The sequence below is a fragment of the Aquariibacter albus genome (assembly GCF_014145335.1).
Lineage (GTDB): Bacteria > Pseudomonadota > Gammaproteobacteria > Burkholderiales > Burkholderiaceae_C > Aquariibacter > Aquariibacter albus.
This window is the reverse complement of the sequence record NZ_JACIVI010000002.1, coordinates 286,373-312,960: the sequence shown is the minus strand read 5'-3', so window position 1 is coordinate 312,960 and position 26,588 is coordinate 286,373. Positions and strand designations below refer to the sequence as shown.

Below are 26,588 nucleotides of genomic sequence, written 5' to 3'. Positions count from 1 at the left end.
CAAGAAGAAGGCGACAAGCTCAGCCGAGCGGCCGCGGCGCCAGCGGCGCGCGGGTCAGCGAAAGCGGATTGAGCTGCACGGTGGCCAGGCCCAGCATGGTCACCGGCGACAGGTTGTTCATGTACGGCAGGGCCGGGATCAGCGGCCGGCTGCGATAGGGATAGCTCAATCGCACCTGCAGGCACTGCAGTGCGGCATCGTGCGCGCAGGCGGTCAGCACCGTCGTGCAGCTGACGCTGTTGCCGGTGCGGGCCTGGATCGTGCCGACCAGGGCCATCGCGCTCGTGCAGGCCCGGTTGCGACGCAGCCCGAGTGCCGTGGCCACGTCGGGGGCCGGCTGGTACTGCAGCGCGGCGCGCGCACCCTCCGAAGCCGCCAGCGTCATCAGTTGCTGGGCCCCGAACTGCACCGCGAAGTGGATGATGGCAAACAGGATCGTCAGGAAGAGCGGCAGGATCAGCGCAAACTCCAGCGCCGCCACACCGCGCACCGCGGCACGGACGGAGGGCGAGGGACGGCGGAGGCGGTGAGGCATCACTTCGGAGGTCATGCTTGCAAGGCCCGAGCCGCCAGCACCAGCAGGCCGGCCGCGCCGAGATGGGTTCCAAAAGGCAGTCGCTCGCGACCCGGGAGCGGCCGGGCACGCCGCAGCACGCGGATCAGGGCATGCACGCCCTGGCTCAGGGTGCCAATCAGCCAGACCGGGAGCAGCAGCGGCCCGATCCAGGCGCCGAGCACGGCCAGCATCTTCACATCCCCGGCACCCATGCGGCCGAGCAGATGGAAGGGTAACGAAACCGCGAGGCCCCCGGCTGCCCAGGCAAGCGCCTGCAGCGGGTCCCGCGGGCCGCCCCATCCGGCAAGGGCCGGCGAGGGCAGGATGGAAAACGCCGCCGCGAAGGCACCGACAAGCATCAGCGCATTCGGCAGGCGGCGCCAGCCGGCGTCCCAGACGGCCGCGGCCAGGAGCCAGCATGCCAGCGCCTCGACCACGGCCCGGACCGGGGCGTGTCGCTCAGGTGAGCGCGTTGACGACGCTGGTGAAGGTGGCGACGAGCGCGGTGCGGACACCGTCCAGCGAGGCCACCAGACCGACCGCGATCAGCGCGGCGATCAGCGCGTACTCAATGGCGGTGGCGCCCGATTCGTCCTTGATGAAACGCTTGATGAAGTTTTGCATGATGTGACTCCGTAACAAGAAGAGAACCGCTGAAACCCAGCGAAGGACCGAGGGGGGAATGCCCTCGGCGTTGGAGGCTCGGCGGTCCATGAAACCCGTTGCCCAGCGCGAACCTGTGAGGAAAGCATAAGGGCTGCACCCCGGGCGGAAAGCGAAAAACTGCACACCTTCTGCGGCTCTTACCGACGGACTTTGTGACGTCGTGAATCCGCCGCCAGGCTGAATGGGTAGGCGCTCCCGCGCCTGGGGCACCGGCGCCCCGCAGCGGGGCCTCAGCCGGCCGTCGGGTCGTCGCCGGCGGGTGCGCAGGACAGGCCGAGACGGCGCAGCGCCTCCGCGGTCGAGACTTCGGGGTGGGCGCAGATGAACTGGCCGAGGCGAGCCCAGTATTCAAGCTGGCCGGTGATCGTGCGGAACTCGCGCTGGGCCTGGGCTTTCGCGTCGGCATACAGCCCGTCACTGATGCGGACCGGCACCCCACGGTGCTTGGGAAGGGCTGAGCTCATGGCGGATGGATCGGAAAACGCTCGGCGTGAGGTCGGGAGGACGGTGGATCCCGCGGTGCCCGGGCCCACCTTTGAAACAATTTGCTTATGAGACGATACCGGAGCCCCAGGTACCCGAGCGTCACACAGGGCGCAACGAGCTGACAAACCCCTGACTCGCGGGGCCCGGAACCCAGGCTCAGCCGACGTGCTCCGGCGTCCAGACCACGATGCGGTCGCGGCCGCCACGCTTGGCCGCGTAGAGCGCCAGGTCGGCACGGCGCATCAGCTCGGCCGGGCCGCCGCCGTCGGCCGCCTCGGCCACGCCGATCGAGACCGTGACCGGCGGCAGCTCGCGCCCGGCGTGATGCACGGGGCTGGCGGCGATCTGGCCGCGCAGCGCCTCCAGCCGGCTGCGGGCCTCCGCGGCCGCGATGCGCGGCATCAGGATGCAAAGCTCCTCGCCACCGACCCGGCAACGGCTGTCGTAGGGCCGGCCGAAGTCGGCCAGATGGCGGGCGACGCAACGGATCACCTCGTCGCCGGCCTCGTGGCCGAAGCGGTCGTTGAAGGTCTTGAAGTGGTCGATGTCGAGCATGGCCAGCGCCAGGGGCTCGGCCGCGCGCAGCGCGCGGTTGAGCTCGCGCGGCAGCAGTTCCTCGAAATGCCGGCGGTTGTAGAGGCCGGTCATCCAGTCGCGGGTGGCTTGCTCCTGCAGGGACAGGCGCAGCTGCAGGTTCGACAAGGACAGGCGCAGGGTCTCGGCCAGGGCGGCGGCACGGGCCTCGGCCTGGCGCAGGCGATCGGCGTCCAGCGGGTCGGCATACGTCAGCTGCAGCACGCCCGCCCCGCCCTGCAGACCGGGAATCGGCAGGCAGAGGCTGTGCGCGGGTCGGCCCTCGACATGGGCACAGGCGCCGGCACCGTGCAGGGCTGCATGCGGCTTGCTCAGGCGCAGCGCCCAGCATTCGGCGCTGCCCTGCACGGCCGCGGCCGGCACCGGGCCCCAGGCCGCGCGGCGCTCGACCTGACCGGCCAGGCCGCCGAGCATCAGGGCGGCCGACCAGCCGGGCAGCAGCTGCGGCCCGCGGGCCGCGAGCAGCTCGTGGGCTTCGGCTTCCGAGGCTGCGAACTGGATCATCTCGGAGAGTTCGCGCAGCCGCTCGGCATAGCCCTGGCTGAGCGTGAGGTGCTCGACGGCGACCTGCAGCTCGCCCGCCTGGCGGGCCGCCTCGCGTTCGGCCTGCTTGAGCCGCTCCACGTCGAGCAGGTAGGCCCGCACGGTCTGGCCCTCGGAGCCGGCGATGACGGCATGCAGGCTGTGCCAGTGGCTGCCGCCGTCGGCCAGGCGCAGCCTGACCTCGCGTTGGAAGCTGGCCCCGGGCTGCCCCAGCACGGCGCCCAGGTCCTCGAGCACCGGCGGCAGGTCTTCGGGCAGCAGCAGCTCGTCGAGGCGGCGCCCCACCAGCTTGCTGCCCCGCGGATGGCCCAGGGCCTCGGCCGCCGAGGCCGAGACCGAGCGCAGCCGGTAGGGCGGCTGCGCGTCGAGGCTGGCCACGATGACCGGGCCGCTGTCGAACAGTCGGCGGTCGGAAGCCAGGGTCTCCTCGGCCAGCTTCTGGGCATGCAGGTCGTAGAAGTGGCCGACGATGCGGTCGGGCACCTCGGCCCCGGGCGGGGTGACCGCCTTGCCCTGCCAGTGCATCCAGTGCCAGTGGCCGAGCGCGTGTTGCAGGCGCAGCTCACGGTCGAAGACCGGCTGGCGGTGCTGCAGATGGGCATTGAGGGCCTCGTCGAAACCGTCGAGGTCGGCCGGGTGGATGCGCAGACGCAGCGCGTCCATCGAGGCGGGTCGGTCCTCGGCCCCGCCGCCGATCATCGGCGTCCAGTGCGGCGAGAGCTCCAGCCGGTCCGGCCCCAGGCTCCAGAGGAAGTGGCCGACCCGGGGGTTCAGGGCCAGCACCTCGTCGTAGGCCTGCAATTCGTCGCGCCGGCGCAGGGCCTCGGCCCGCTGGGCCTCGAGCCGGGCCCGTTCCTCGGCCTGCGCGGCCTGCAGCGCCCCGAGCCGGCGCCGCTGCGCCCGTCCCAGGAGCCCGGCGCCCACCCCGGCCAGCAGGCCGAAGCCGGCGCCGAAGGCGCCGATCCAGAGACCGGGGGAGAGATCGCTCGTCATGAACTGCAGGGGCCGCGACAGGGTGTGAAGCCAGTATCCGCGAGCCCGGCCGCCCGCAGCGGCACCCGGGGCTCAGTCCTTGAGACCTTCCGCACGCCGGGCCGCGCGCACAGCGGGGCGGTCCTGCACCCGGGCCACGTAGGCCCGCAGGGCCGGGAAGGGCTGGTCGTCGACGCCGGCCATCGGATTCCAGCTCAGCACGTTGTAGAGGTAGGCATCGGCGACGGTGAAGCCCTGCGGCAGCAGCCAGGGCTGGCCGGCGGCGTCGCGGCGGGCGATCTCGGCGTCGACCCAGGCCAGCTTGCCCGCCAGCTGGGCGCGCGCGAAAGCCTGGGTGGCCGGATCGACCCCGGGCTTGAACAGGGGGCCGTAGCTCTTGTGCAGCTCGGTCGCCGTGAAGTTCAACCACTCCAGCGCGCGGAGGCGCGCGAGCGTGCCCGGCGGGGCCAGCAGCGTGCCGGCCGGCGAAAGATCGGCCAGCACCTGCAGGATGACGGCGACCTCGGTGATGCGTTCGCCGTCGTCGCGCTCGAGCACCGGCACCTGGCCCTTGGGGTTGATCGCCAGGAAATCGCTGCCGTCCTTGAGCTTCTTGCTGCGCGGGCTGGCGTAGATCAGTTCCAGCGCAAGGCCCAGCTCGAGGCCGATGAGATGCGGGGCCAGCGAGCAGGCGCCCGGGGCGTAATAGAGCTTCATCAGAGGGTCTCCAGAGAACGAGGCCGCATCCTGCCTCAGGCGCGGGCGCGCCGGGAATCGGTGTCGCCCTTCCTAGAATCGGTCGCATGCCTTCCGATGCCGCCGTGCCCCGCCCGGCCCACCGCCGCAAGCTGTTCTGGGTCGCGCTGCTCTATTTCGGCGAAGGCCTGCCGCTGGGCGTCTTCTACGACCTCTTCCCGGTCCACTTCCGCCAGCAGGGCGTGAACCTGGCCGAGATCGGCCTGCTCTCGCTGCTGGGCCTGGCCTGGACCATCAAGTTCCTCTGGGCGCCGCTGATCGACTGGACCCGCCACCACCGCCGCTGGATCGCCGCGGCCCATGCCGGCATGGCGGCCGTGCTGCTGGGCTTCGGCCTGTTCGGCGGGGCCGAGTCTGGCGGCGGCGTGGCCGGCGGGGTGTGGATCGCGATCGGCCTGTTCACGCTGCTGTCGGCCACCAACGACATCGCGACCGATGGCCACACCATCGAGATGCTCGACCGCAAGACCTACGGCCTGGCCAACGGCCTGCGGATCGGCTTCTACCGCGCCGGCATGCTGATGGCCGGCGGCCTGCTGGTCGTCTCGGGCACGCTGGGCTGGACGGCGGCCTGGCTGCTCGGCGCGGCCGTCTTCGGCCTGAACGCGCTGATGGCCCTGGCCGCGCCGCGCGAGATCGCGCGCACCGGTCCGCCGCCCCAGACCGGCGGCCTGCGCCGCGAGCTGGCGCGGCTGCGCGCGCAACCGCGCTGGCTGCTGGCCCTGGGCCTGGTGCTGGCCGGACTGCTGTGGCCGGTGCTCGGCCCGCTGGCCCGTGCGATGGGCTGGGATGCGATCACCGCCGTGGCCGGCAGTGCCTGGTTCCGCGGCGCGCTGCCGGTCGGTCTGATGCTGGCCGGCGCCACCTTGCTGGTGCGCGCCGCCCGCCATCCGGACGCGGCGGCGCTGGCCCAGGGCCCGGCCTTCGGCGCCTGGATCGGCCTGCTGACGCGGCCCGGCATGGTGGCGGTGCTGCTCTTCATCCTCAGCTTCAAGCTCGGCGATGCGGCCATGGGCTTCATGGTCAAGCCCTACTGGGTGGATGCCGGCTTCAGCAGTGCGCAGATCGGCCTGGTCAGCGTGAACCTGGGCCTGGGCCTGTCGATCGCCGGCGGCCTGATCGGCGGCTGGTACGTGGACCGCGTCGGGCTGTTCCGCGGGCTCTGGGTGCTGGGCCTGTGGCAGGCCCTGTCGAACCTGGGCTACGCCCTGGTCGCCAGTCTGGTGCCGGCCGGCAGCGCCGCCCAGCCGGCCCTGCCGCCCGATCTGGCGGCGCAGGCCCTGGTCTACAGCGCCAGCGCGCTGGAGAGCCTGACCGGCGGCCTGGGCACCGGCGCCTTCCTGGCCTTCCTGATGGGCATCACCGGCCGGGCACGGGCGACCACGGAATACGCCATCCTCTCCAGCGTCTTCGCCTTCAGCCGCGCGGTGGCGGGCTGGGCCGGCGGCCTGGGCGCCGAAGCCATGGGCTACCCGGCCTACTTCTTCCTGACCTTCTGGCTGGCCTTTCCGGCCTATGCGCTGCTGCCGGCAGTCAAGCGCATGGTGGAACGCCCGGCCGACGACCCTGTCTGAGACGGCATGAGCGACCCGGCCTTTCCCCCCTCGTCCCCCGCCCCGATGGGCGAACGCGCGCACTGCGGCTGGTGTGCCGCCCTCGGCGCGCTGAACGCCTTCGGCGGCGGCCACGCCGGCTTCTCGGCCCGCGCGCTGCGGGCGGCCGAGGCGGCGCAGCCCCCGCGCAATCCTGCGCGGCGGCGCCATGCCGCCGCACTGGCCGTGGCCGGGGGGACGCTGGCCCTGCCGGCCTGGGCACGCGAAGGCGTGGACGTGGGCAAGAAGAGCTGGGCCGTTGGCCTGGTGCCGGCCGAGGAAGTCGAGACCGCCGCCGCGCAGCAGTACGCGCAGATGCTGGCCCAGGCCAAGCAGAAGAACGCGCTGGCCGGGCCGGACCACCCGCAGTCGCGCCGCCTGCGCGCGATCGCCCAGCGCATCGTGCCCTTCGCGGGCGAGTGGAACCCGCGCTCGAAGAACTGGCGCTGGGAGGTCAATCTGCTGGGCTCCAACCAGATCAATGCCTTCTGCATGCCCGGCGGCAAGATCGCCTTCTACAGCGGCATCCTGCAGCAGCTGCAGCTCGACGACGACGAGGTCGCGACCATCATGGGCCACGAGGTCGCCCACGCCCTGCGCGAACACGCGCGCGAACGCATGGGCAAGAGCTCGGCGACCAGCCTGGGCCTGAAGCTGGGCGCGCAGCTGCTCGGCCTGGGCGCGGTCGGCGATGCAGCCGCCAACCTCGGCACCCAGCTGCTGACCATGAAGTTCGGCCGCGAGGACGAGACCGAGGCCGACCTGATCGGCATGGAGCTGGCCGCCCGTTCCGGCTACGACCCGGCGGCCGGCATCAGCCTGTGGCAGAAGATGGGCCAGGCCTCCAAGGGCGCGCCACCGCAGTTCCTGTCGACCCACCCCTCGCACAGCACCCGCATCGAGGACATTCGCCGCAGCCTGCCCCAGGTCGAGGGCCTCTACGCCCGCGCACCGCGGCCCACCGAGCGCTTTGCGCCCATGGCCGCCAGCGCCAGCAAGCCGGCCGCCCCGGCGCGCGACAGCGCCCGCTGACCGGCCGCGCCCGGCCTGAACCCGCGCTGAAGCCCCGCTGAACCGGGGCCGCGGGCCCTTGTCGACCCGGCGAATCCCGGGCCGGAAACGGGGACGGCGCTCGCTAGGATGGGGAAATGCTCCCGAATCCGCCCCCGATCCTGCGCACGCGACCGTCTCCGGACCGGCCCCGCCGTGCCCGGGCCGGCCGGATCGTGGCCCTGGTCGCGCTGCTGCTGGCGGCCTGCGCCGCCCCGCAGCAGCCGGCCGAACCGCTGGATCTGGCCGCCCAGCAGGCGCAGTGGCAGGCCCTGGAGCCGGACAGCCCCGCCCTGCGCGATCTGCTTGAGGCTCAGGGGCTGAGCCCAGCGCGCTGGCCGCTGCCGCAGTGGGACCTTGCCGCGCTGACGGTGCTGGCCCTGACCCGCCAGCCGGCGCTGGCCGAGGCCCGCGCGCGGCAGGCGGCCGCCGAAGCCGTGCGGACCGTCGCGCGGCCCCGGCCCAGCCTGGCCCTGGACCTGGCCTCGCACAGCGAGACCGGCGGCGCGAGCGACTCGCCCTGGAGCCTGGGCATCGCCGTCGAAAGCCTGCCGCTGGGCCGCAGCGGCGCAGCCCGCCGGGCCGCGGAAACCGAAGCGCGGCGCGCCCAGGTGGATGAAGCCGGACTCGCCCTCGCCCAGACCGCCTGGGAGATCCGCCGCACCCTGCGCGAGCGCCACCGCGACTGGTGGGCGCGGCGCGCCGAGGCCGCGCTGCAAGCCGAGCGCCTGACGCTCGCGAGCGCCCGCGAACAGGCCCTGCGCCGGCAGCAGGCCCAAGGCGCCGCCGACGGGCCGGCCCTGCGCCTGGCGCAGCGCGAGGCGGCGGCAGCCCGGGCCGCCAGCGCGGCGGCCCGCAGCGCGGAAGCCCAGGCCCGCCTCGCGCTGGGGGCCGCGGCCGGCCTGACCCCCGAACTCGCGGTGCGGTTGCCCCTGGACGAGCAGCTGCCCACCCCCCCGGCGCTGGAGCGCGGGGCCCTGCAATCGGCCGCCCTGCTGAACCGGCTGGACCTGCGTGCCGCACTGGCCCGACATGCCGCAGCCGAGGCCCGGCAACGGGTCGAGCTGGCCCGCCGCTGGCCCGAGTTCAGTTTCGCGCCCGGCCTGAGCTGGGACCAGGGCGACCGGCTCTGGACCCTGGGCCTGAAGGTCACCGGACCGCCGGCGGCCGGCAACCTGCCCGCGCTGGCGCGCGCCCGCGCCGAGCGCGAGGAAGCAGCCGCGACCTGCCTGCGCCTGCAGGCCGAGGCCCTGGTCGAGCTGGCCCAGGCCCGGCTGGCGGTCGAGGCCGGGGACGCTGCCCGCACCGCCGCCGAGACCGAGCTTGCGCAGGCCGAGCGCAGCCTGGCCCGCGTGCGGACCGGCCTGGCCGCCGGCCAGTTCGACCGTCTGAGCCTGCTCGACGCCCAGGTCCTGCAGCTCGACGCCCGGGGCCGCCTGCTGGCCGCCCGCCAGCAGCAGGCCCAGGCCCGGGCTGCGCTGGAAGACGTGCTGCAGCTGCCCCTGGAACGCCTGCCGGCACCCGCCCCCGCCCTGCCCTCCACCCCATGAGCCCACGCCTCGCCCAGCGCCTGCTGATCGCCCAGACCCTGCTGCTCGTGCTGGTGCTGTGGGGGGGCGTGTATTTCGCCCGCGACGAGTACCAGCTCGCCACCGAAGCGGAGGAGGAGGCCATCCCGACGGCCGACCACCTGCGCGATGCCGACGCCGCCGTGCCGCAGGTGGTGCTGAGCGAGACCGCGCAGCGTCAGGTCGACCTGCAAGTGGCCCGGCCGCAGGCCGGCCACCGGGAGCGCGCGCATGAGCTTCGGCTGCAGGTGCTGGACCCGCAAGGCCTGCTCGGCCCGCGCCAGGCCTGGCGGGAGGCGCGCGCTGCCCGCGCGGAGGCCCTGCTGGAGCAGGCGGCCGCCCAGCGCGAGGCGGCCCGGATGCAGGCCCTGCACGAGGACGAGCAGCAGGTCTCGACCCGCGCCCTGGAAGCGGCCCAGGCCGCGCAGGCCCGTGCTGCCCTGCGGCTGGAGGCCGCCGAGGCGGCGCTGCGCGCGGCGGTCGAAGGCGCGCGGGCGGCCTGGGGGCCCCAGGTCGGCGCCTGGCTGGTGGCCCCCGAAGGCCAGGCCGGCGCGCAGGCCGTGGCGCGGCTGCTCGACGGCCGCGACGTGCTGCTGCGCGCGGCCTGGCCGGCCGCCGCGGAGCTGCCGGCCGGCGCCAGCCTGCTGCTGCGCGGCCCGGTATCACTGGACACGCCCGAGCAGCCCCGCCCGACGCGCCGTGCCGAGGCGCTCGGCGCGGCGCCGGCGGCCGCGGTGGGGACGCCGCCCCCCGGCCTGCGGCCGCTGCTGTTCCGGGCCGAGGGCCGCGGCCTGTCGGTCCACCAGCAGCTCAGCGGGCGACTGGTGCGGGCCGGGGCCGCGGTGGCCGGGGCCTGGGTGCCGGCCAGCGCGCTGATCTGGCATGCCGGCCAGCCCTGGGTCTATGTCGTCGAAGCGCTGGCCGAAGACCCGGCGGCCTCGGCCGAGGCCGCCGACGAAGCCGCCCCCTCCGCCGGAGCCGGCCCGCTGCACGCCTTCCGGCGCCAGGCGCTGCCGGGCGCGGAGCGGGAATCCGGGGCCGACGGTCGCTGGTTCCTGCCCGGTTTCGACGCCCGCCGGCAGGTGGTCGTGCGGGGGGCTCAGCTGCTGCTGTCGGAGGAGCAGAAGGCCCTGCTCAAGAACGAGAACGAGGACTGATGATCGCCGCCCTCGTCCGCTTTTCGGTCCGCCGCGCGGGCCTGGTGGTTGCGCTTGCCCTGGCGCTGCTGGGCCTGGCGCTGGCCCAGCTCGGGGAGGCCCGGCTCGACGTCTTCCCCGAGTTCGCGCCCGCCCAGGTCGTGATCCAGACCGAGGCCCCGGGCCTGGGCACCGGCGCGGTCGAGACGCGGGTCTCGCAGCCGATCGAACAGGCCGTCTCGGGCCTGGTCGGCCTGCGGTCGCTGCGTTCGCAGTCCATCCCGGGGCTGTCGGTGGTCACGCTGATCTTCGACGAGCGCAGCGAGCTCTACCGCAACCGCCAGCAGGTGGCCGAGCGTCTGGCCCAGGCCCGCGGCCTGCCGGAGGGCGTGGTGCCGCACATCACGCCGCTGACGTCCTCGGCCTCGACGGTGCTGGGGGTCGGGCTCAGCTCGAAGTCGCTGGACGGCATCGCGCTGCGCAGCCTGGTCGACGGCGTGCTGCGGCCGCAGCTGCTGGCCGTGTCCGGCGTGGCCGATGTGAACGTCTTCGGCGGCCTGCAGCGCCAGTGGCAGGTGCAGGTGGATCCGGCCGAGCTGGCGCGGCTGGGCTTCAGCCTGGGCGACCTGGCCGAGGCGCTGCGCGCGGCCGGTGGCACGCGGCCGGCCGGCTTCATCGAGACGGCCAATCAGCGCGTGCCGCTGAACCTGCAGCTGGGGGGCGAGACGGCCGCCGCGCTGGAATCGGCCGTGATCGGTCACCAGGGCGGCGTGCCGGTGCGGGTGCGCGAAGTGGCCCGCGTGCGCGAGGCCGGGGCCCCGCCCTTCAACGGCGCGCTGATCAATGGCGAGTCGGGCGTGCTGCTGATGATCCAGGGCCAGCTCGGCGCCAACACGCGGCAGCTGACCGAGCGCCTCGATGCCGCGCTGGCCGGCATCGAGCCGGCCCTGCGCAGCGAGGGCGCGGAGCTGCACCGGGACCTGTTCCGCCCAGCCCGCTTCATCGCCACCGCGGTCGGGCATGTGCAGCGCGACGTGCTGATCGGCTCGGCGCTGGTGATCGCGGTGCTCTTTCTCTTCCTCTACAACGTGCGCACCGCGATCGTGTCGGTGGTCGCGATCCCCCTGTCGCTGATGGCGGCGATCACCGCCCTGACCGGGGCCGGCATGAGCCTGAACATCATGGTGCTCGGCGGGCTGGCGATCGCGCTGGGCGAGGTGGTCGACGACGCGATCATCGACAGCGAGAACATCTTCCGCCGCCTGCGCGAGCACCGCGCCACCCCCGACGGCCGGCCGCTCTGGCAGGTGGTCTACGACGCGTCGATGGAGGTCCGGGCGTCGGTGGTCTACGCCACCTTCATCGTCGCCCTGGTCTTCGTGCCGCTGCTGACGCTGTCGGGCGTGGCCGGCAAGCTCTTCGCGCCGCTGGGCCTGGCCTACATCGCGGCCATCCTGGCCTCGCTGGCGGTGGCCCTGACGGTGACCCCGGCGCTCTCGCTGCTGCTGCTGGGCGGCCGGCCGCTGCCGGCGGCCGACCCGCCGCTGGTCGCCTGGCTCAAGCCGCGCTACGGCCGCCTGCTGCTGGCCGTGGAAGGCCATGCCGCGCTGGTGCTCGGCGCCACCGGCCTGCTGATGGTGCTGGGCCTGGCCACGCTGCCGCTGCTGGCCGGGCGCTTCATCCCACCGCTCAAGGAGGGCCACTACATCGTGCACATGGCCGCGATCCCGGGCACCTCGCTGGGCGAATCGCTGCGCCTGGGCAGGCAGGTCAGCCAGGCGCTGCTCGCCATCGACGGGGTCGAGTCGGTCGCGCAGTGGGTCGGCCGCGCGCAGGACGGGGCCGACACCTTCGGCCCGCACTACAGCGAGATCGAGGTCGAGATCGGCCAGAAGTCCGGCCCCGAGCAGGCGCGCATCCTGGCCGACATCCGCCGCACCCTGTCGGGCGACGATGGTGACGACGAGCGCGGCGACGAAGCCGCCGCCGGCAGCACCGGCTTCCCCGGCCTGCAGTTCGGCGTGAACACCTTCCTGACCGAGCGGATCGGCGAAACCGTCAGCGGCTACCCGGCCGATGTCGTCGTGCAGCTCTACGGCCCCTCCCTGGACGCGCTGGACCGCGGCAGCCGGGCCGTGGCGGCGGTGCTGGCCACCCAGCGCGGGGTGCGCGACGTGCAGCAGCTCGCGCCGCCGGGCACGCCGGAGCTGGGCATCCGCCTGCGACCCGAGGCCCTGGCCCGCCACGGCCTGTCGGCCGGCGAAGTGATGCAGGCGGTGCAGATGGCCTACGACGGCCTGACGCTGGGCGAAGTCGCGGGCAGCGACCGCTTCGGTGGCCGTCCCACCCCGCTGGTGCTGACCCTGCCGCCCGAGGCCCGCGACGACCTGGGCGAAGTCCGCCAGCTGCCGCTGCGCGCCGGCGACGGTCACCTGCTGCGACTGGGTGAAGTGGCCGACGTCGACCTCGGCCAGGGCCGCTACAAGATCCTGCGGGAAGGCGGCCGCCGGGTGCAGACGGTGATCGCCAACATCGACCCGCGACGCGACCCCGAGCGCTTCGTCGAGCGCCTGCGCGAGGACCTTGCGACCCAGGTGCAGCTGGCCCCGGGGCACCACATCGAGGTCACCGGCGCCGCCCTGGCCCAGCGCGCAGCCCGTCGCGAACTGGTGGGCGCCGCGCTGCTGGCGGGACTGGGCGTCGCCGCCCTGCTCTACATGGCCTTCGGCTCGATGCGCAACCTGGGCCTGACCTTCGCCAACCTGCCCTTCGCGCTGATCGGCGGGGTGGCCGCGGTGCTGGCCGGCGGCGGCTGGCTGAGCCTGGGCTCGGTGGTCGGCTTCGTCACGCTGTTCGGCATCACCCTGCGCAACTCGATCATGCTGGTCTCGCACTACCAGCAGCTGGTGGAGGTCGACGGTCTGCCCTGGACCCTGGCCACCGCAGTGCGCGGTGCGCAGGAGCGCCTGCCCTCGATCCTGATGACCGCCCTGGTCACCGGCCTGGGCCTGGCCCCGCTCGCCCTGGGCAGCGCCGAGCCGGGGCGCGAGATCGAGGGCCCCATGGCCACCCTGATCGTCGGCGGTCTGATCAGCTCCACCCTGCTGAATCTGCTGGTGCTGCCGACGGTGCTGCTGAAGTTCGGGCGCTTCCGCGCCCCCGCGACCGCAGCCCGCGCCTGAATCGCCCCATGCCGGCCCCGGAATGAACCGGGACGGGGCGGCTTCAGCCTTTTGACAGTGCGCATCGCACCGATGTGGAACGCGAGTTGCAAGCCAGGCCGCGCGCTCGCACGGAGCCGAGACAAGGCGCACCCGAATGGCGCCCACAACACCAATCAAGTGCAGACGAGGTCGGCATGGACGAACTGAAAGCGGGCAGCGACACGCTGTTCATCCTTCTTGGCGCCATCATGGTGCTGGCGATGCATGCGGGCTTCGCCTTCCTGGAGCTCGGCACCGTCCGGCACAAGAACCAGGTGAATGCGCTGGTGAAGATCCTGGTCGACTTCGCCGTCTCGACCCTGGCGTACTTCTTCATCGGCTACGGCGTGGCCTACGGCGTGGGCTTCCTGGTGCCGGCCGCCGAGCTGGGCGCGCGCAACGGCTTCGAGCTGGTGAAGTTCTTCTTCCTGCTCACCTTCGCGGCCGCCATCCCGGCCATCATCTCCGGCGGCATCGCCGAGCGGGCCCGCTTCAATCCGCAGCTGGCCGCGACCTTCGCGATCGTCGGCGGCATCTACCCGCTGTTCGAGGGCATGGTCTGGGGCGGCCGCTTCGGCCTGCAGGAGCTGCTGACGGCCGGGTTCGGCCAGCCCTTCCACGATTTCGCCGGCTCGGTCGTCGTGCATGCGGTCGGCGGCTGGATCGCCCTGCCGGCGGTCATCCTGCTCGGTGCGCGCAGCGGCCGCTACGGCCGCGACGGCCGGGTCAGCGCCGCGCACCCGCCCTCGAACATCCCTTTCCTGGCCCTGGGCGCCTGGATCCTCACCGTCGGCTGGTTCGGCTTCAATGTGATGAGCGCGCAGACCGTCGACAAGGTCAGCGGCCTGGTCGCGGTGAACTCGCTGATGGCCATGGTCGGCGGCACGCTCGTCGCCTGGGCCCTGGGCCGCAACGACCCGGGCTTTGCCTACAACGGCCCGCTGGCCGGCCTGGTCGCCGTCTGCGCCGGCTCGGACCTGATGCATCCGCTGGGCGCCCTGATCACCGGCGGCGTGGCCGGCGCGCTGTTCGTGAAGATGTTCGTCATCACGCAGAACAAGCTGAAGATCGACGACGTGCTGGGCGTCTGGCCGCTGCACGGCCTGTGCGGCGCCTGGGGCGGCCTGGCGGCCGGCCTGTTCGGCAGCACGGCGCTCGGCGGCCTGGGCGGGGTGAGCTTCGGCGCACAACTGGTCGGCACGCTGGCCGGGGTGCTGATCGCCGGGCTGGGCGGCACCCTGGTCTACGGCCTGATCAAGGCCGTGGTCGGTCTGCGGCTGGATGCGGAGGAGGAATACCTCGGCGCCGACCTGGCGATCCACAAGATCCGCGCCACGCCCGAGAGCGAAGGCTGAAACCGGCCGCGGGCGGCCCCGCCGCCTGTCCGGCCTGCGGGCCTCAGACCCCCGTCGAGCCGAAGCCGCCCGCGCCGCGCGCGCTGCCGGCGCTGAACTGCTCGACCACCCGCAGCGCCGGCCGCAGCACCGGCACGAAGACCAGCTGCGCGATGCGCTCGCCCGGCTGCACGGTGAGGGCGGAGCCGCTGCCGGCCGGGTTGCGGTTCCAGGCGCTGATGTAGAGCTGGGCGGTGTAGTCCGCATCGATCAGGCCCACCCCATTGCCCAGCACCAGGCCCTTCTTGTGGCCCAGGCCGGAACGGGGCAGCACCATCGCGCAAAGGCCCTCGGCATTCATGTGCAGGGCCAGGCCGCTGGGGATGAGCACGGCCGGGGCCTGCGGCTCCAGCGTCAGCGGGGCATCGAGGCAGGCGATCAGGTCGAGACCAGCCGCCAGCGCGGTCTGGTAGCGCGGCAGACCCCAGTCGTTCAGACGTGCATCGAGCACGCGGATCTCGATCTCGTTGGGCAGGGACATCGGGGCGGGTCGCGACAGAAGGCCAGGGGTGGTAGGCCGGGTGGGACTCGAACCCACTGTCGAACGATTATGAGTCGCTTGCTTATACCGCTTAAGCTTCCGGCCCCCAGGGCAAGCCGCACATTGTGGCGCGGCGCCGGGGCGGCCTCCCGCCCTATTTCTGGCTGAGCGCCTGGCCGACCAGGCGCGAGGTGATGTCCACGATCTGGATCATGCGCTCGTAGGCCATGCGGGTCGGGCCGATCACGCCCAGGGTGCCGACGACCTGGCCGTCGACCGTGTAGGGCGCGGAGACGACCGACAGCTCCTCGTAGGGCACGAACTGGCTCTCGCCGCCGATGTAGATGCGCACGCCCTCGGCGCGGCTGGAGACCTCCAGCAGGCGCATGAGCTGGGTCTTCTGCTCGAAGAGCTCGAACATCTTGCGCAGGCTGCCGAGGTCGCTGGAGAAGTCCTGCACGGTCAGCAGATTGCGCTCGCCGCTGACGACGAGCTGCTCGGCCGGCTCGCCCGCGGCGGCGCTGCCCATCTGCACGGCGGCCTGCATGAGCTGGGCGATCTCGCCGCGCAGGGCGTCCACCTCGGTGTGCAGCTTCTCGCGCACCGCGTCCAGCGTCAGGCCGGCGTAGTGCGCGTTGATGAAGTTGGTGGCCTCGATGAGCTGGGCGGCGGTGAAGTCCTGCGCCGTGACGATCAGGCGGTTCTGCACATCGCCGTCCGGCGCGACCAGGATGACCAGCACGCGCCGCTCGCCCAGGCGCAGGAACTCGATGTGGTGGAAGACGCCGGCCTTGCGCGGTGCGGTGATCACGCCGACGAAACTCGACAGGCTCGACAGCATCTGCGCCGCATGGGCGATCACGCGCTGCGGCTGGTCCGGCGCCAGCGGCGCGGCCCCCTCGGGGGGCAGCACCTGGGCGGCATCGAGCGGCCGCGCGGTGAGCATGGTGTCGACGAAGAGCCGGTAGCCGCGGGCGGTGGGCACGCGGCCGGCGCTGGTGTGCGGGCTGGCGATCAGGCCGAGATCTTCCAGATCGGCCATCACGTTGCGGATGGTCGCGGGGCTCAGTTCCAGGCCCGAGGCCCGCGACAGGGTGCGCGAGCCGACTGGCTGCCCGTCGGCGATGTAGCGCTCGACCAGGGTCTTCAGCAGGGTCTTGGCGCGGTCGTCCAGCATGGCGCGGATTCTAGGAGGGCGCTCCTGACCCCTGGCCCCGGGGGGCGCACCGGGACCGTGCGGGCAGCGGGTTCCCCCCAGGCTGCCGCGGCCGGCGGGCGCAGGGGGCTGTGGTGTAATTTTTCGACACCCTCTCCTGCATTCCTCATGCCCGCGCGCTTCAAACATGCGGCCCTCGTGGGCAAGTACCAGGCCCCCGGCAGCCGCCGGGTGTTGGCCCAGGTGGCCGACTTCCTGCTGAGCCAGGGCCTGGAGGTCTCGCTGGACGAGGCCACCGCGCTGAACACCGGACTGGGCGAGCACCCGGTGCTGCCGCCCGAGCAGATCGGCCGTCACTGCGACCTGGCCGTGGTCGTCGGGGGCGACGGCACGATGCTGGCGGTGGCCCGCCAGCTCGCACCGCAGAACGTGCCGCTGGTGGGCATCAACCAGGGCCGGCTCGGCTTCATCACCGACATCCCGCTGGAAGCCCTGCGCGAGACCCTGGCGCCGATGATCGCCGGCGACTACGAGGAAGAGCAGCGCACCATGCTGGCCGGCTGCGTGACCCGCGATGAAGGCGGCAGCCTGCGCCGCACCATCTTCGAGGGCCATGCCGTCAACGATGTGGTCGTCACCCGCGGCGGCATCTCCGGCATGGTCGAGATGCGCGTGGAGGTGCAGGGCGATTTCGTCGCCAACTTCCGCGCCGACGGCCTGATCATCGCCTCGCCGACCGGCTCCACGGCCTATGCGCTCTCGGCCGGCGGGCCGCTGCTGCATCCGGGCATCGCCGGCTGGGTGTTGGTGCCGATCGCGCCACACTCGCTGTCGAACCGGCCGATCGTGCTGCCGGATTCGGGCGAGGTCGCGATCGAGATCGTCGCCGGCCGCGACTGCAGCCTGAATTTCGACCACCAGGGCCTGGCCAGCCTGCTGCACGGCGACCGCATCCTGGTGCGGCGCAGCGCGCACCGGGTGCGCTTCCTGCATCCGCGCGGCTGGAGCTACTACGCCACGCTGCGCCGCAAGCTGCGCTGGAACGAAGGCAGCAGCGGCCCGGGCAGCGGCGACTGAGGGCCGCGGGCCCCATCGCCACACGGTCAGCAGCCCCTGCGCACAATCCACGCTTCCGATCCGGCCCCCACCGAGCCCCTTGCCATGCTGCGCCGACTGAGCCTGCGTGACTTCGTCATCGTGCCCGCCCTCGAACTGGAGTTCGGGCCGGGCTACACCGCGCTGACCGGCGAGACCGGGGCCGGCAAGTCCATCCTGATCGATGCCCTGCAACTGGCCCTGGGCCAGCGGGCCGACAGCGGTGTCGTGCGCGAGGGCGCGGCACGGGCGGAGATCGCCGCCGAGTTCGACACGCCCGAGGGCCTGGCCGGCTGGCTGTCCGACGGGGGCTTCGATTCCGCCGCCGACCCCGACGGCCTCGGCGGCGGCAGCCTGCTGCTGCGCCGCACCGTCGACAGCCAGGGCAAGAGCCGCGCCTGGATCAATGGCGCGCCCGCCACCGTCAGCCAGCTGCGCGAGCTCGGCGAGTGGCTGGTCGACATCCACGGCCAGCACGCCTGGCAGGGCCTGACCCGCCCCGAGCCGGTGCGCGCACTGCTCGACAGCCGGGCCGGCGTGGACACCGGCGCACTGGCCGCGGCCCACGCCACCTGGAAGCAGGCCCGCGAGCGTCTGGACGCCGCGCGCAGCCGCCAGGCCGAACGCGAGACCGAACGCGAGCGCCTGGTCTGGCAGATCGGCGAGGTCGAGCGCCTGAACCCCGCGGACGGTGAATGGGCCGAGCTGGAGGCCGAGCACCGCCGCCTCAGCCATGCCCAGGCCATCCTCGATGCCCTGGCCGCCGCGGGGGCGGCGCTGAACGGCGGGGACGCCGCCGAAGGCCCGGGCGCGGCCGGCTGCGTCGACGCGGCCGTGGACCGGCTGGAAGCCGTCTGGGTGCACGACAACAGCCTGAGCGGCCCGATCGACACCCTGCGCCAGGTGCAGGCCCTGATCGAGGACAGCAGCCGCGAGCTCGCCCATCGCCTGCATGGCGAAGGCCTGGACCCGCAGCGCCTGGGCGAGCTCGACGAGCGCCTGGGCAGCTGGCTGGCCCTGGCGCGGCGCTTCCGCCAGCCGCCCGAGGCCCTGCCGACGCTGCTGGCGCAGTGGCAGGCCGAGCGCGCACGGCTCGACGCCGAGAGCGACCTCCCCGCCCTGGAGGCGGCGGTCGACCAGGCCTGGGCGGCCTACCGCCACCAGGCCGAGGCCGCGCGGCGCGCACGGCTGAAGGCCGCGCCGCGCCTGGCCGGTGAAGTCAGCACGGCCCTGCAGCAGCTCGGCATGGCCGGCAGCGTGTTCGAGGTGGCGGTCGAGCCGCTGCCCGAGCCGCAGCGCCACGGCCAGGACCTGATCGAGTTCCGCGTCGCCGGCCATGCCGGCGCGACGCCGCGGGCGCTGGCCCGGGTGGCCTCGGGCGGCGAGCTGTCTCGCATCGCGCTGGCCATCGCCGTCAGCACCTGCAGCAGCCCGCGGCCGGGCACCGACCCGCTGCCGGGGGTGGACACGCTGATCTTCGACGAGATCGATGCGGGCGTCGGCGGCGCGGTGGCCGATGCCGTGGGCGCGCTGATGCACCGCCTGGGCCGCGAGCGTCAGGTCTTCGCCGTCACCCACCTGCCGCAGGTGGCGGCCTCCGCCAACCATCACTACGTGGTGCGCAAGCAGACCGTGGCCGGCCGCACGCACAGCGCCGTCGAGGCCCTGGATCAGGCCGCCCGGGTGGACGAGCTCGCCCGCATGCTCGGTGGCGAGGCGGCCACCAGCCGCGCCCATGCGCGCAGCCTGCTGGCCGCCGAGACCAGCCGTCGGCCGCCGGCCCCGGTCACGCCGCTCAAAACCGCACGCTGAGGGCCGCAGGGCACAGCCTGCGGTGCGCAGGGGCCGGCGCGGGTTTGTTAGGCTGCGCCGCATGCCGGATGCCCTGACTTTCCCGCCGCCGCCGAGCCATCCCGAGCTGGTGCTGATCACCGGCATTTCGGGTTCGGGCAAATCGGTGGCCCTGCGAGCGCTGGAGGATGCCGGCTTCTACTGCGTCGACAACCTGCCGCCCGAGCTGCTCGGCGCCTTCGTCGCGCTGGAAACCGAACCCGGCAGCCCGCCGCGCCGCGTGGCCATCGCCATGGACGTGCGCGCCGCGCACTCGCTCTGCCACCTCGGCCCCGGCCTGGCCGCCCTGCGCAGCCGTGGCACGCCAGTGCAGGTCATCTTTCTCGACGCCCGCACCGAGGCGCTGGTGCGCCGCTATGCTGAGACGCGCCGCCGCCACCCGCTGAGCCGGCCGGCCGACCCCGCCGCGGAGGATGCCGACACCGCCCACCGCGCCCTGGTCGATGCGATCGAGCTGGAGCGCGAGCTGCTGGCCGAGCTGCGCGAATCCGCCACCGTGATCGACACCAGCCTGCTCGCGGCCAGCCAGTTGCGCGCGCGCCTGCGGCAGCTCGTCGATGCGCCGCCGGGTGCGCTCAGCCTGGCCTTCGAGTCCTTTGCCTTCAAGGCCGGCGTGCCGCTGGATGCCGACCTCGTCTTCGACCTGCGCGTGCTGCCCAACCCGCACTACGAGGCCGGGCTGCGCGCGCTGACCGGCCGCGATGCGCCCGTCGCCGACTGGCTGCAGGCCCAGCCCGAGGTGCTGGAGATGCACGAGCGCATCGCCGACTTCCTGCGCCGCTGGCTGCCCGACTACGCGCGCGACCAGCGCGCCTCGCTGACCGTGGCCATCGGCTGCACCGGCGGCCAGCACCGCTCGGTGCATGCCGCCGAGCAGCTTGCCGCGCGCTTCCGCGCGGCCCGCGCGGCCGGCGATCCGGCCTGCGCCCACCTCGGCGCGGTGCTGCTGCGCCACCGCGAACTCGACCGGCGCTGAGCGCCGGCCGGACGCCCCGCCCGTCACGCCCCTCGAGCGCTCCGGCCTCGCAGCGCCCGCCCCCGCCCCTTCGCCCGGCCCTGTCATGCGCCCACCGACCGCCCCCTCCCTGGCGCCTTTCGAACTGCCGATCTTCCCGCTGCGCCTCGTGCTCTTCCCCGGCGGCCGGCTGCCGCTGCAGATCTTCGAGCCCCGCTACCTGGCCATGGTCTCGGACTGCCTGCGCGACGGCACGCCCTTCGGCATCGTCATGCTGCGGCGCGGCAGCGAGGTGCAGGCCGCCGCGGGTGCCGAGGAGGTCGCGGACGAGGCGCGCCCGACCGGCCGCCGCACGGCCGGCCTGCCCTTTGCCGGCGTCGGCTGCCTGGCCGGCATCGAGGACTGGGACCGCGCCCCCGACGGCGTGCTGCGCATCGCCTGCCGTGGCGGCTCGCGCTTCCGCGTGCTCGGCGGTCGCGGCAGCGTCGGGGTCGAGCCGCAGGACCGCGCCGCGCCGCCGCGCCAGCGCGAGGACGGCCTCTGGCTCGCCACCGTGCGCGCCCTGCCCGACGACCCGCCGCGCGCCCTGCCGGCTGAACCCGGCGCCCGGCCGCAGACCCATGCCGAAGCCCTCGCCGAAGACCTCGGCGACCGGCCGCTCGGCCCCGGCCCCGGCTCGGCCCTGGCCGCCGTGCTGCACCGCCTGGCCGCGCGCGGTCAGGCCCCGGTCACGCCGCCCCTGCGGCTGGACGACGCCGGCTGGGTCGCCAACCGCTGGGCCGAGCTGCTGCCGCTGCCGCTGACCCGCAAGCAGCGCCTGATGGCCGAGGCCGATCCGCTCGCGCGCCTCGCCGAAGTCACCACCCAGCTGCGCGGCCAGGGCCTGGTCGGCTGAGCAGGTGTGAACGGGCATGAGCCGGACGACGGCCCCGCCGCCGGGTAACGGGCAGGCCGTGGACCCTCCCGCCCGGGCCTGGGCAGCGGCCGGGCAGGCCCTGCTCGCCACCCTGGCCGCGCGGCTGCGGGATCCCCTGGCCGGCGGCGCGGCCGGCCCGGCCGCCGCTGCCCCGGGCCGGGCCTGGCCGGCCCCCGAGCCCTGCCGACTCGAGCTGCATGCCCCGCTGCCACAAGCCGGCCGGCCGGCGGACGCCGTGCTCGCCCAGGCCCTGCCGCTGCTGCTCGAGGGCCTGCCGCCACCGGACCACCCCCGCGCCCTGGCCTACATCACCGCGCCCGTGGACCCGTTCGCCGTGCTCGGCAGCCTGCTGGCGGCCGGCCTGCAGGCCAACCTCGGCCTGCGGCGCATGGCCGGGCTGGCCTGCGCGATCGAGGCCCAGACCCTGGCTTGGCTGGCCGAGCTGGTCGGCGCGCCCGCCCTGCGCGGCGGCCTGCTGCTGGGCGGCGGCAGCGCGGCCGGGCAGACCGCCGTCTGGGCCGCCCTGGCCCGCGCCTGCCCGGGCTGGCACGAGGAAGGCCTGGGCGCGCGCGGCCCGCAGCTCGTGGCCTATGCCTCGGCCGCCAGCCACCACTGGCTGGACCGCGCCCTGCGCCTGGCCGGCCTGGGCGCGCGCGGCCTGCGCCGCCTGCCGGTCGATGCCGAGCAGCGCCTGCAGCCCGAGACCCTGGCCCGCGCCCTGGCCGCCGACCGCCGCGCCGGCCGCATCCCCTGGCTGCTGGTGGCCCATGCCGGCACGGTGGGCAGCGGTGCGGTCGATCCGCTGGCGGCGCTGGCCGCGCTCGCCCGACGCGAGGACCTGTGGCTGCACATCGACGGCGCCTATGGGGCCCCCTATGCCGCGCTGCAGGCCGAGCCGGGTGGCAGCGACCGGCTGGCCGCCTGCGGCGCCAGCGCCCTGGCCGATCCGGCCGGACTGAACCAGGCCGACTCCCTGGCCCTGGACCCGCACAAGGCCCTGCACCAGCCCCTGGGCTGCGGCGCGCTGCTGCTGCGCCGGCCCGAGACGCTGCCCGCCGCCTTTGCCGACGCCCCGCCCTATTACGCGGAGGCCGAGCCGGCGGCGGACCCGGCCCCCGACCCCTCGCAATGCGGCCCCGAGAACAGCCGGCCCTTCCGCGCCCTGCCGCTCTGGCTGAGCCTGCAGGCCGCCGGGGCCCAGGGCCTGCGCGCCAGCCTGCGGGCCGAGCTGGACGGTGCGGCCGCCCTGCGCGCCGCGCTGCAGGCCAGCCCGGCCTTCGTCGGCGGCCCCGGGGCGCTGGGGGTGCAGACCTTCCGCCCGCGCGCCGGCGGCGATGCGGCGGTCGGCCAGCTGCTGGCCCGGCTGCGCGCCGACGGCCATGCCGCGCTCAGCGCGGTGCGCCTGGCGGGGCCGGACGAGACCGCCCCGGCCGCCGGTGCACCGCGTTGGCTGCGCGCCTGCGTCGTGCAGGGCCTGGGCAGCGCGCCCGAAGGGCTGGCCCGCCTGCCGGGCGAGCTGGCCGCCCGGCTCGATCCCGGGGCCGTGGGAGACTGAGACCCCGCCCGGCCCCCGAAGCCGGCCCGACGGTCGCAGGAACCCGGCGGCCCCTCCGATCTTCCGACCCTCCCCCGACGATGCCGATGGACCCGCTGCCGCGTCGCCCCATCCCCAGCCCGGTCGGTCCGGCCCCCGCGCCGGCCCCTGCCCCCGCAGCGGACGCGGCAGCGCCCGCCGTGCGCCGCCAGGGGGGCATGACGATCACCCGCGCCGCGCCCCGGCCGGCCGCGGGCGCCGCCCCTGCCACCCCAACCGCCGCGGCCACGGTGCCCCCGCCGGCCGCGCCCGCCGCGGCGACGCGCCCGGCCCTGCAGATGCCGGCCCTGCCCCAGCTCGGCCTGCCCGCCGCCAGGCCACGCATCGGCCTGTGCATGATCGTGAAGGACGAGGCCACGGTGATCGGCCGCTGCCTGCGCAGCGTGGCCCCGCTGATCGACCGCTACACCCTCGTCGACACCGGCTCCAGCGACGGCACGCAGGACGTGGTCCGTGCGGTGGCCGCCGAGCTCGGCCTGCCCGGCGAGCTGCACGAGCGGCCCTGGCGCGATTTCGGCCACAACCGCAGCGAGGCCCTGGACCTGGCCCGGCCGCACAGCGACTACCTGCTGGTGATCGATGCGGACGAAATCCTCGCGCTGCCTCCCGGCTGGACGCTGCCACAGCCGCTGAACGCGCCGGCCTACAGCCTGCGCATGCACGACGGCACGCTGCGCTACCTGCGCACCAGCCTGGTCGATGCCCGGCTGCCCTGGCGCTACATCGGCGTGCTGCACGAGTACATCGACTGCGGCAAGGCCATCCACCCGGTCGAGCTCGACGGGCCGCATGTCATCTACACCCGCGACGGCGCGCGGGCGCGCAACCCGAACAAGTCGCGCGAGGATGCGCAGGTGCTGGAGGCCGCGCTGCGCAGCGAACCTGGCAACACCCGCTACCAGTTCTACCTGGCGCAGAGCTGGATGGGCGCGGGCGAGCTGGAACGCGCACTGGACGCCTACGAGGCCCGCGTCGCGATGGGCGGCTGGGACCAGGAGGTCTGGTGCGCCATGTACCTTGCCGCCCGCCTGCGCGAGCGCCTGGCGCGGCCCGCGGCCGAGGTGATCGACGCCTACCTGCGCGCCTACGACTTCCGCCCCAGCCGGGCCGAGGTGCCGGTGGCCCTGGCCGGCTACCTGCGGCGGGCCGGGCGCTGGGCCTCGGCCCGGGCGGTGATCGTCGATGCCATGCGGCTCAAGCCCGGCGGCGACCACCTCTTCGTCGAGAGCGACTGCTACGGCTGGCGCCGCCTCGACGAGCTGAGCCTGATCCTGATGCAGACCGGCGAGAAGCCGGCCGCGCGCACCCTGCTGCTGCGCGCGCTCAACGAGGGCAGCGTGCCGGCCGGGCAGGTCGAGGCGGTCAAGGCACGCCTCGCCGCCTGCGGCTGAGGCCCGGGGCCGGGCGGATTCAGGCCGAACGCAGGGCGCGCAGGCGCTCGACCGCGCGGCGCACGGCGGCGTTCGGCGCGCCGGCCCAGCTGTAGTCGGCCGGGTCGGGTGCGGCGCGCGCGGGCGGCGCTTCGGCCAGCGCGGCCTCCAGGCGCTCGCGCAGCGGCAGGCGGTGCAGCGCCCAGCGCGGCGGCCGCGGGCCGAAGCCCAGGGCGTAGCGCTCGGCGTTGTCGAACTGGTCGTAGGCCGAGGGCAGCAGCACCTGGGGCAGGCCGGCGGCCAGGCCCTGGGCGGTGGCGCCGATGCCGCCGTGGTGCACGAAGAGCGCGGCGCCGGCCAGGGCCTGGGGCAGCGCCGTCCAGGGCGTGTCGCGCAGGCCGGCGGGACGCGGGCGGCCGGCCCAGGCGGGCGGCGGCGCGCCGATCCAGACCAGCGGCCGGCCGGCGGCGGCCAGGGCCCAGGCGGCTTCGGCCAGTGCATCCTGGCTGCGGGTGGGCACCGAGCCGGGGTAGACGACGATGCGGCCCGGCGGACCGTCCGGCTCGACGGCGGCGGGCCGCGGGCCGGGCTCGTCCCGCGGAAAACCCAGGGCCTCGACCGGCCAGGCGCGGCCGGGCTCGGGCGGCGGACCGAAATCGGCCGGGTAGAGGCCGAGCACGCCGCGCGGGCTGGGCAGCCAGTCGCCGAAGATGCCGCGGCCCAGCGGCGGCAGGCCGGCCTCGGCCCGCCAGCGGTTCAGCGCCGGCGCGGCCAGGGGGTCGAGCTTCCAGCGGTCCAGCCCGGCCCACAGCAGGCGGCGCAGCGCCCGCGGCACGGCGCGCGGCACCGTCCAGGCGCCGAGGCAGAGCGGATCGCCCAGCGAGCGCAAGGCCATGGGTGCGGTGACCCCGGTCAGCAGCCGCAGGCCGGGATCGAGCTCGGCCAGCAGGCGTGCGCCCAGCACCAGCGGCCCGGCCAGCACCGGCAGCGGGGCCTGCGGATGGGCGGCGCGCAGCGCGCGCAGCGCCTCGACCGTCGGCGCCAGCGCCGGCAGCAGCAGGTGGCGCCAGAACACGCCGAGGCCGTCGATCGGATGCCAGACCTTGGGATGGGCGAAGCAGCGCGTGCTCGCGCGCAGCTCGGCGATGGGCGTGAAGGGCAGGCCGCGCGCCTCGACAGCGGCACGGTGCGCGGCCTGGCTCAGCACGCGGACCGGTTCGCCGGCTTCCTGCAGCGCGCGGGCGATGGCCAGGAAGGGATGCAGGTCGCCCGCCGTGCCCAGCGTGGCGAGGACGATGGGCGGCCGGGCCCCGCTCACCGGCGCGGCCCGCCCAGGCACTGGAAGCGGCGGAAGTCGCGCACGCCGGGCCGGCCGGCATGGCGGGCGGCCAGGGTCTGCGGGCCGGCGGTGATCGCGAAGTAGTCGTAGCCGTCCGCGGCCGGCGGCCGGCCACCGGCCATCAGGTACTGGAAGTGCATGCGGAACTTGTCGCGCCGCAGCGCGGCATAGGCCGGCGGGTCGAAGGCCTCCGCGAAGCGCGGGTTGAAGAGACGCGGCGCCCCGGGGCCGGGCTGCAGCGGCCGGGCATGGCGGCTGGGGTCGGCCAGCGCGAAGCAGCAGCCGTCGGGCGGGGCGGCATAGTCGATCCAGCACAGGCCGGGCGTGGCGCGCAGCCGGGCCAGCTCGGCGCGGTAGGCCACGGCGGCGGGATGGGCGCCCAGCAGCGGGCTGCAATGGCCCAGGGTCAGCAGGGCCAGGGCCGGGCGCGGACGGGCGCCCGGGACCTGGGCCAGGCGCTGGAGCGCGCGGGCCAGGAGGATGGCGGCCATCATCGCGCCCGAGCTGTGGCCGACGACCAGCCACTCGTCCTCGTCGGCAGCGAGCAGCTCGTCGGCCAGGCGCTCGGCCTGGGCGTCGAGCCGGGCCTCCAGATCGGGCGTGCGGCCGCAGGCCTGGCGATCCAGGCAGGCCAGGCTGCGCATCAGCCAGGCCATGTGGCTGCGTGCCTCGGCCCAGACGGCCAGGCGCCACAGCGCCGGCCCGCCGAGACCGAGCAGGGCCAGGGCCGCCAGCCCCTGCCCGCCGGCCAGCAGCCCGCCGGCGGCGGCCAGCAGGCCCAGGCCCAGCAGCGCGCCGAGCAGCAGCAGCGCGGCCGGCAGGGCGATGGCCAGGAACATCGGCCAGGCGCTGCGCAGGGTCTCCAGCATCACGCCCCGGCGCCACATGGCCCAGCTGCCGCGCAGCGTGGTGGCGAAGAGCGCGGCCCGGCCGCGCGGCCAGTGATTGCGGACGACATCGTCCCAGCGCAGGAAATCGAAGCGGGTGTGCACGGTCTGCACGGGCTCGGCCGGCGGGTCGGGCGGGCCCTCGGAAGCGTCCGGCGGGGCGGCGGGCCGCACGGCCGGAAAGCGGCCGGTGAGCGACCAGCTGGCCAGCAGCTCCCCCCCCTTGCGGCGCGGGCCCACCTCGATCGCGTAGCCGCCGAGGGCTGCGGCCGCGGCAGCCTGCTCGCGGTAGAGCTGGTGGTAGTGGGCGGGGCCCTGCGGGTCGAAGCCGCACAGGAAGGCGACGCGGCGGCGACGCACCGGGGCGTGGGGCGGCGCAGCCGGATCGGCCGGGGGGGCAGCGGACATCGGGACCTCGTTCACCGTGG

22 protein-coding genes and 1 tRNA gene are annotated in these 26,588 nt (G+C 74.7%); 12 read left to right on the top strand and 11 right to left on the bottom strand.

From position 1 onward, the window contains the following. Positions 1-19: 19 nt before the first annotated feature. From H4F90_RS08880 to gstA, 6 genes are all read right to left on the bottom strand, one after another. Entirely contained in the window at positions 20-535 is a 516-nt protein-coding gene (locus H4F90_RS08880; RefSeq protein ID WP_182663657.1) for a TadE/TadG family type IV pilus assembly protein, read from the bottom strand. Positions 536-546: 11 nt separating this feature from the next. Beyond that, positions 547-993 (bottom strand): prepilin peptidase, encoded by a 447-nt coding sequence (locus H4F90_RS08875; RefSeq protein ID WP_182663656.1) that lies wholly within the window; start codon positions 991-993, stop codon positions 547-549. 22 nt (positions 994-1,015) lie between these two features. Then, the gene (locus H4F90_RS08870) at positions 1,016-1,180 is read right to left on the bottom strand and encodes a Flp family type IVb pilin (protein ID WP_182663654.1); all 165 of its coding nucleotides are present in this window, start codon (positions 1,178-1,180) and stop codon (positions 1,016-1,018) included. Between the two features lie 272 nt (positions 1,181-1,452). Next, positions 1,453-1,686: a TA system antitoxin ParD family protein gene (locus H4F90_RS08865; protein WP_182663652.1), complete on the bottom strand. Its 234-nt coding sequence runs from the start codon at positions 1,684-1,686 to the stop codon at positions 1,453-1,455. A gap of 178 nt (positions 1,687-1,864) precedes the next feature. Continuing rightward, positions 1,865-3,838 carry a sensor domain-containing diguanylate cyclase gene (locus tag H4F90_RS08860; RefSeq protein WP_182663649.1) on the bottom strand — a complete coding sequence of 658 codons (1,974 nt, stop codon included), beginning with the start codon at positions 3,836-3,838 and terminating at the stop codon, positions 1,865-1,867. 72 nt (positions 3,839-3,910) lie between these two features. Beyond that, complete coding sequence (gene gstA / locus H4F90_RS08855; protein WP_182663647.1) at positions 3,911-4,534, bottom strand: glutathione transferase GstA; 624 nt, start codon at positions 4,532-4,534, stop codon at positions 3,911-3,913. Between the two features lie 86 nt (positions 4,535-4,620). Between gstA and H4F90_RS08850 the strand changes: the two genes are divergently transcribed. From H4F90_RS08850 to H4F90_RS08825, 6 genes are all read left to right on the top strand, one after another. Beyond that, on the top strand, positions 4,621-6,147 hold the full coding sequence (locus tag H4F90_RS08850) for an MFS transporter (protein WP_182663645.1): 1,527 nt from the start codon (positions 4,621-4,623) through the stop codon (positions 6,145-6,147). Between the two features lie 6 nt (positions 6,148-6,153). Continuing rightward, positions 6,154-7,197, top strand: a complete 1,044-nt coding sequence (locus H4F90_RS08845; RefSeq protein ID WP_235972119.1) for a M48 family metallopeptidase — start codon at positions 6,154-6,156, stop codon at positions 7,195-7,197. Positions 7,198-7,313: 116 nt separating this feature from the next. Further along, positions 7,314-8,765 carry a TolC family protein gene (locus tag H4F90_RS08840; protein WP_182663643.1) on the top strand — a complete coding sequence of 484 codons (1,452 nt, stop codon included), beginning with the start codon at positions 7,314-7,316 and terminating at the stop codon, positions 8,763-8,765. Further along, a complete protein-coding gene (locus tag H4F90_RS08835) occupies positions 8,762-9,940 on the top strand; it encodes a hypothetical protein (protein ID WP_182663641.1) in 1,179 nt (392 codons plus the stop codon). Before H4F90_RS08840 ends, H4F90_RS08835 begins: the two co-directional genes overlap by 4 nt. Beyond that, on the top strand, positions 9,940-13,101 hold the full coding sequence (locus H4F90_RS08830) for an efflux RND transporter permease subunit (protein ID WP_182663639.1): 3,162 nt from the start codon (positions 9,940-9,942) through the stop codon (positions 13,099-13,101). Before H4F90_RS08835 ends, H4F90_RS08830 begins: the two co-directional genes overlap by 1 nt. 176 nt (positions 13,102-13,277) lie before the next feature. Beyond that, the gene (locus H4F90_RS08825; RefSeq protein WP_182663637.1) at positions 13,278-14,477 is read left to right on the top strand and encodes an ammonium transporter; all 1,200 of its coding nucleotides are present in this window, start codon (positions 13,278-13,280) and stop codon (positions 14,475-14,477) included. Between the two features lie 43 nt (positions 14,478-14,520). On the opposite strand, the gene dut is transcribed toward H4F90_RS08825, so the two are convergent. The 3 genes from dut to hrcA all read right to left on the bottom strand — a co-directional run bounded on the left by dut (position 14,521) and on the right by hrcA (position 16,174). After that, positions 14,521-14,997, bottom strand: a complete 477-nt coding sequence (gene dut, locus H4F90_RS08820; protein WP_182663635.1) for a dUTP diphosphatase — start codon at positions 14,995-14,997, stop codon at positions 14,521-14,523. Positions 14,998-15,026: 29 nt separating this feature from the next. Beyond that, positions 15,027-15,103 (bottom strand) — tRNA-Ile (locus H4F90_RS08815). Between the two features lie 48 nt (positions 15,104-15,151). Further along, on the bottom strand, positions 15,152-16,174 hold the full coding sequence (hrcA, locus tag H4F90_RS08810) for a heat-inducible transcriptional repressor HrcA (protein WP_182663633.1): 1,023 nt from the start codon (positions 16,172-16,174) through the stop codon (positions 15,152-15,154). A gap of 147 nt (positions 16,175-16,321) precedes the next feature. On the opposite strand from hrcA, the gene H4F90_RS08805 reads away from it, so the two are divergent. The 6 genes from H4F90_RS08805 (at position 16,322) to H4F90_RS08780 (ending at position 23,955) form a co-directional block, all read left to right on the top strand. Further along, positions 16,322-17,230 carry an NAD kinase gene (locus tag H4F90_RS08805; protein ID WP_182663631.1) on the top strand — a complete coding sequence of 303 codons (909 nt, stop codon included), beginning with the start codon at positions 16,322-16,324 and terminating at the stop codon, positions 17,228-17,230. A gap of 84 nt (positions 17,231-17,314) precedes the next feature. Next, positions 17,315-19,060: a DNA repair protein RecN gene (recN, locus tag H4F90_RS08800; protein WP_182663629.1), complete on the top strand. Its 1,746-nt coding sequence runs from the start codon at positions 17,315-17,317 to the stop codon at positions 19,058-19,060. A 61-nt stretch (positions 19,061-19,121) separates the two neighbouring features. Continuing rightward, positions 19,122-20,075: an RNase adapter RapZ gene (gene rapZ, locus H4F90_RS08795; protein ID WP_182663627.1), complete on the top strand. Its 954-nt coding sequence runs from the start codon at positions 19,122-19,124 to the stop codon at positions 20,073-20,075. 85 nt (positions 20,076-20,160) lie between these two features. Next, on the top strand, positions 20,161-20,949 hold the full coding sequence (locus H4F90_RS08790; protein ID WP_182663625.1) for an LON peptidase substrate-binding domain-containing protein: 789 nt from the start codon (positions 20,161-20,163) through the stop codon (positions 20,947-20,949). 58 nt (positions 20,950-21,007) lie between these two features. Beyond that, positions 21,008-22,525: a pyridoxal phosphate-dependent decarboxylase family protein gene (locus H4F90_RS08785; RefSeq protein WP_182663623.1), complete on the top strand. Its 1,518-nt coding sequence runs from the start codon at positions 21,008-21,010 to the stop codon at positions 22,523-22,525. An 86-nt stretch (positions 22,526-22,611) separates the two neighbouring features. After that, positions 22,612-23,955 (top strand): tetratricopeptide repeat-containing glycosyltransferase, encoded by a 1,344-nt coding sequence (locus tag H4F90_RS08780; protein ID WP_182663621.1) that lies wholly within the window; start codon positions 22,612-22,614, stop codon positions 23,953-23,955. A 19-nt stretch (positions 23,956-23,974) separates the two neighbouring features. Here H4F90_RS08780 and H4F90_RS08775 read toward each other — a convergent pair whose 3' ends face one another. Both H4F90_RS08775 and H4F90_RS08770 read right to left on the bottom strand, forming a co-directional pair. Next, positions 23,975-25,252 carry a nucleotide disphospho-sugar-binding domain-containing protein gene (locus H4F90_RS08775; RefSeq protein WP_182663619.1) on the bottom strand — a complete coding sequence of 426 codons (1,278 nt, stop codon included), beginning with the start codon at positions 25,250-25,252 and terminating at the stop codon, positions 23,975-23,977. Continuing rightward, complete coding sequence (locus tag H4F90_RS08770; RefSeq protein WP_182663617.1) at positions 25,249-26,568, bottom strand: alpha/beta fold hydrolase; 1,320 nt, start codon at positions 26,566-26,568, stop codon at positions 25,249-25,251. Before H4F90_RS08770 ends, H4F90_RS08775 begins: the two co-directional genes overlap by 4 nt. Between the last annotated feature and the right edge of the window lie 20 nt (positions 26,569-26,588).

Coding starts and splice junctions, on each gene's coding strand:
- H4F90_RS08880 (WP_182663657.1), bottom strand. CDS start 535: ATGCCTCACCGCCTCCGCCGTCCCTCGCCCTCCGTCCGTGCCGCGGTG.
- H4F90_RS08870 (WP_182663654.1), bottom strand. CDS start 1,180: ATGCAAAACTTCATCAAGCGTTTCATCAAGGACGAATCGGGCGCCACC.
- H4F90_RS08865 (WP_182663652.1), bottom strand. CDS start 1,686: ATGAGCTCAGCCCTTCCCAAGCACCGTGGGGTGCCGGTCCGCATCAGT.
- H4F90_RS08860 (WP_182663649.1), bottom strand. CDS start 3,838: ATGACGAGCGATCTCTCCCCCGGTCTCTGGATCGGCGCCTTCGGCGCC.
- gstA (WP_182663647.1), bottom strand. CDS start 4,534: ATGAAGCTCTATTACGCCCCGGGCGCCTGCTCGCTGGCCCCGCATCTC.
- H4F90_RS08850 (WP_182663645.1), top strand. CDS start 4,621: ATGCCTTCCGATGCCGCCGTGCCCCGCCCGGCCCACCGCCGCAAGCTG.
- H4F90_RS08845 (WP_235972119.1), top strand. CDS start 6,154: ATGAGCGACCCGGCCTTTCCCCCCTCGTCCCCCGCCCCGATGGGCGAA.
- H4F90_RS08840 (WP_182663643.1), top strand. CDS start 7,314: ATGCTCCCGAATCCGCCCCCGATCCTGCGCACGCGACCGTCTCCGGAC.
- H4F90_RS08835 (WP_182663641.1), top strand. CDS start 8,762: ATGAGCCCACGCCTCGCCCAGCGCCTGCTGATCGCCCAGACCCTGCTG.
- H4F90_RS08830 (WP_182663639.1), top strand. CDS start 9,940: ATGATCGCCGCCCTCGTCCGCTTTTCGGTCCGCCGCGCGGGCCTGGTG.
- H4F90_RS08825 (WP_182663637.1), top strand. CDS start 13,278: ATGGACGAACTGAAAGCGGGCAGCGACACGCTGTTCATCCTTCTTGGC.
- dut (WP_182663635.1), bottom strand. CDS start 14,997: ATGTCCCTGCCCAACGAGATCGAGATCCGCGTGCTCGATGCACGTCTG.
- hrcA (WP_182663633.1), bottom strand. CDS start 16,174: ATGCTGGACGACCGCGCCAAGACCCTGCTGAAGACCCTGGTCGAGCGC.
- H4F90_RS08805 (WP_182663631.1), top strand. CDS start 16,322: ATGCCCGCGCGCTTCAAACATGCGGCCCTCGTGGGCAAGTACCAGGCC.
- recN (WP_182663629.1), top strand. CDS start 17,315: ATGCTGCGCCGACTGAGCCTGCGTGACTTCGTCATCGTGCCCGCCCTC.
- rapZ (WP_182663627.1), top strand. CDS start 19,122: ATGCCGGATGCCCTGACTTTCCCGCCGCCGCCGAGCCATCCCGAGCTG.
- H4F90_RS08790 (WP_182663625.1), top strand. CDS start 20,161: ATGCGCCCACCGACCGCCCCCTCCCTGGCGCCTTTCGAACTGCCGATC.
- H4F90_RS08780 (WP_182663621.1), top strand. CDS start 22,612: ATGGACCCGCTGCCGCGTCGCCCCATCCCCAGCCCGGTCGGTCCGGCC.
- H4F90_RS08770 (WP_182663617.1), bottom strand. CDS start 26,568: ATGTCCGCTGCCCCCCCGGCCGATCCGGCTGCGCCGCCCCACGCCCCG.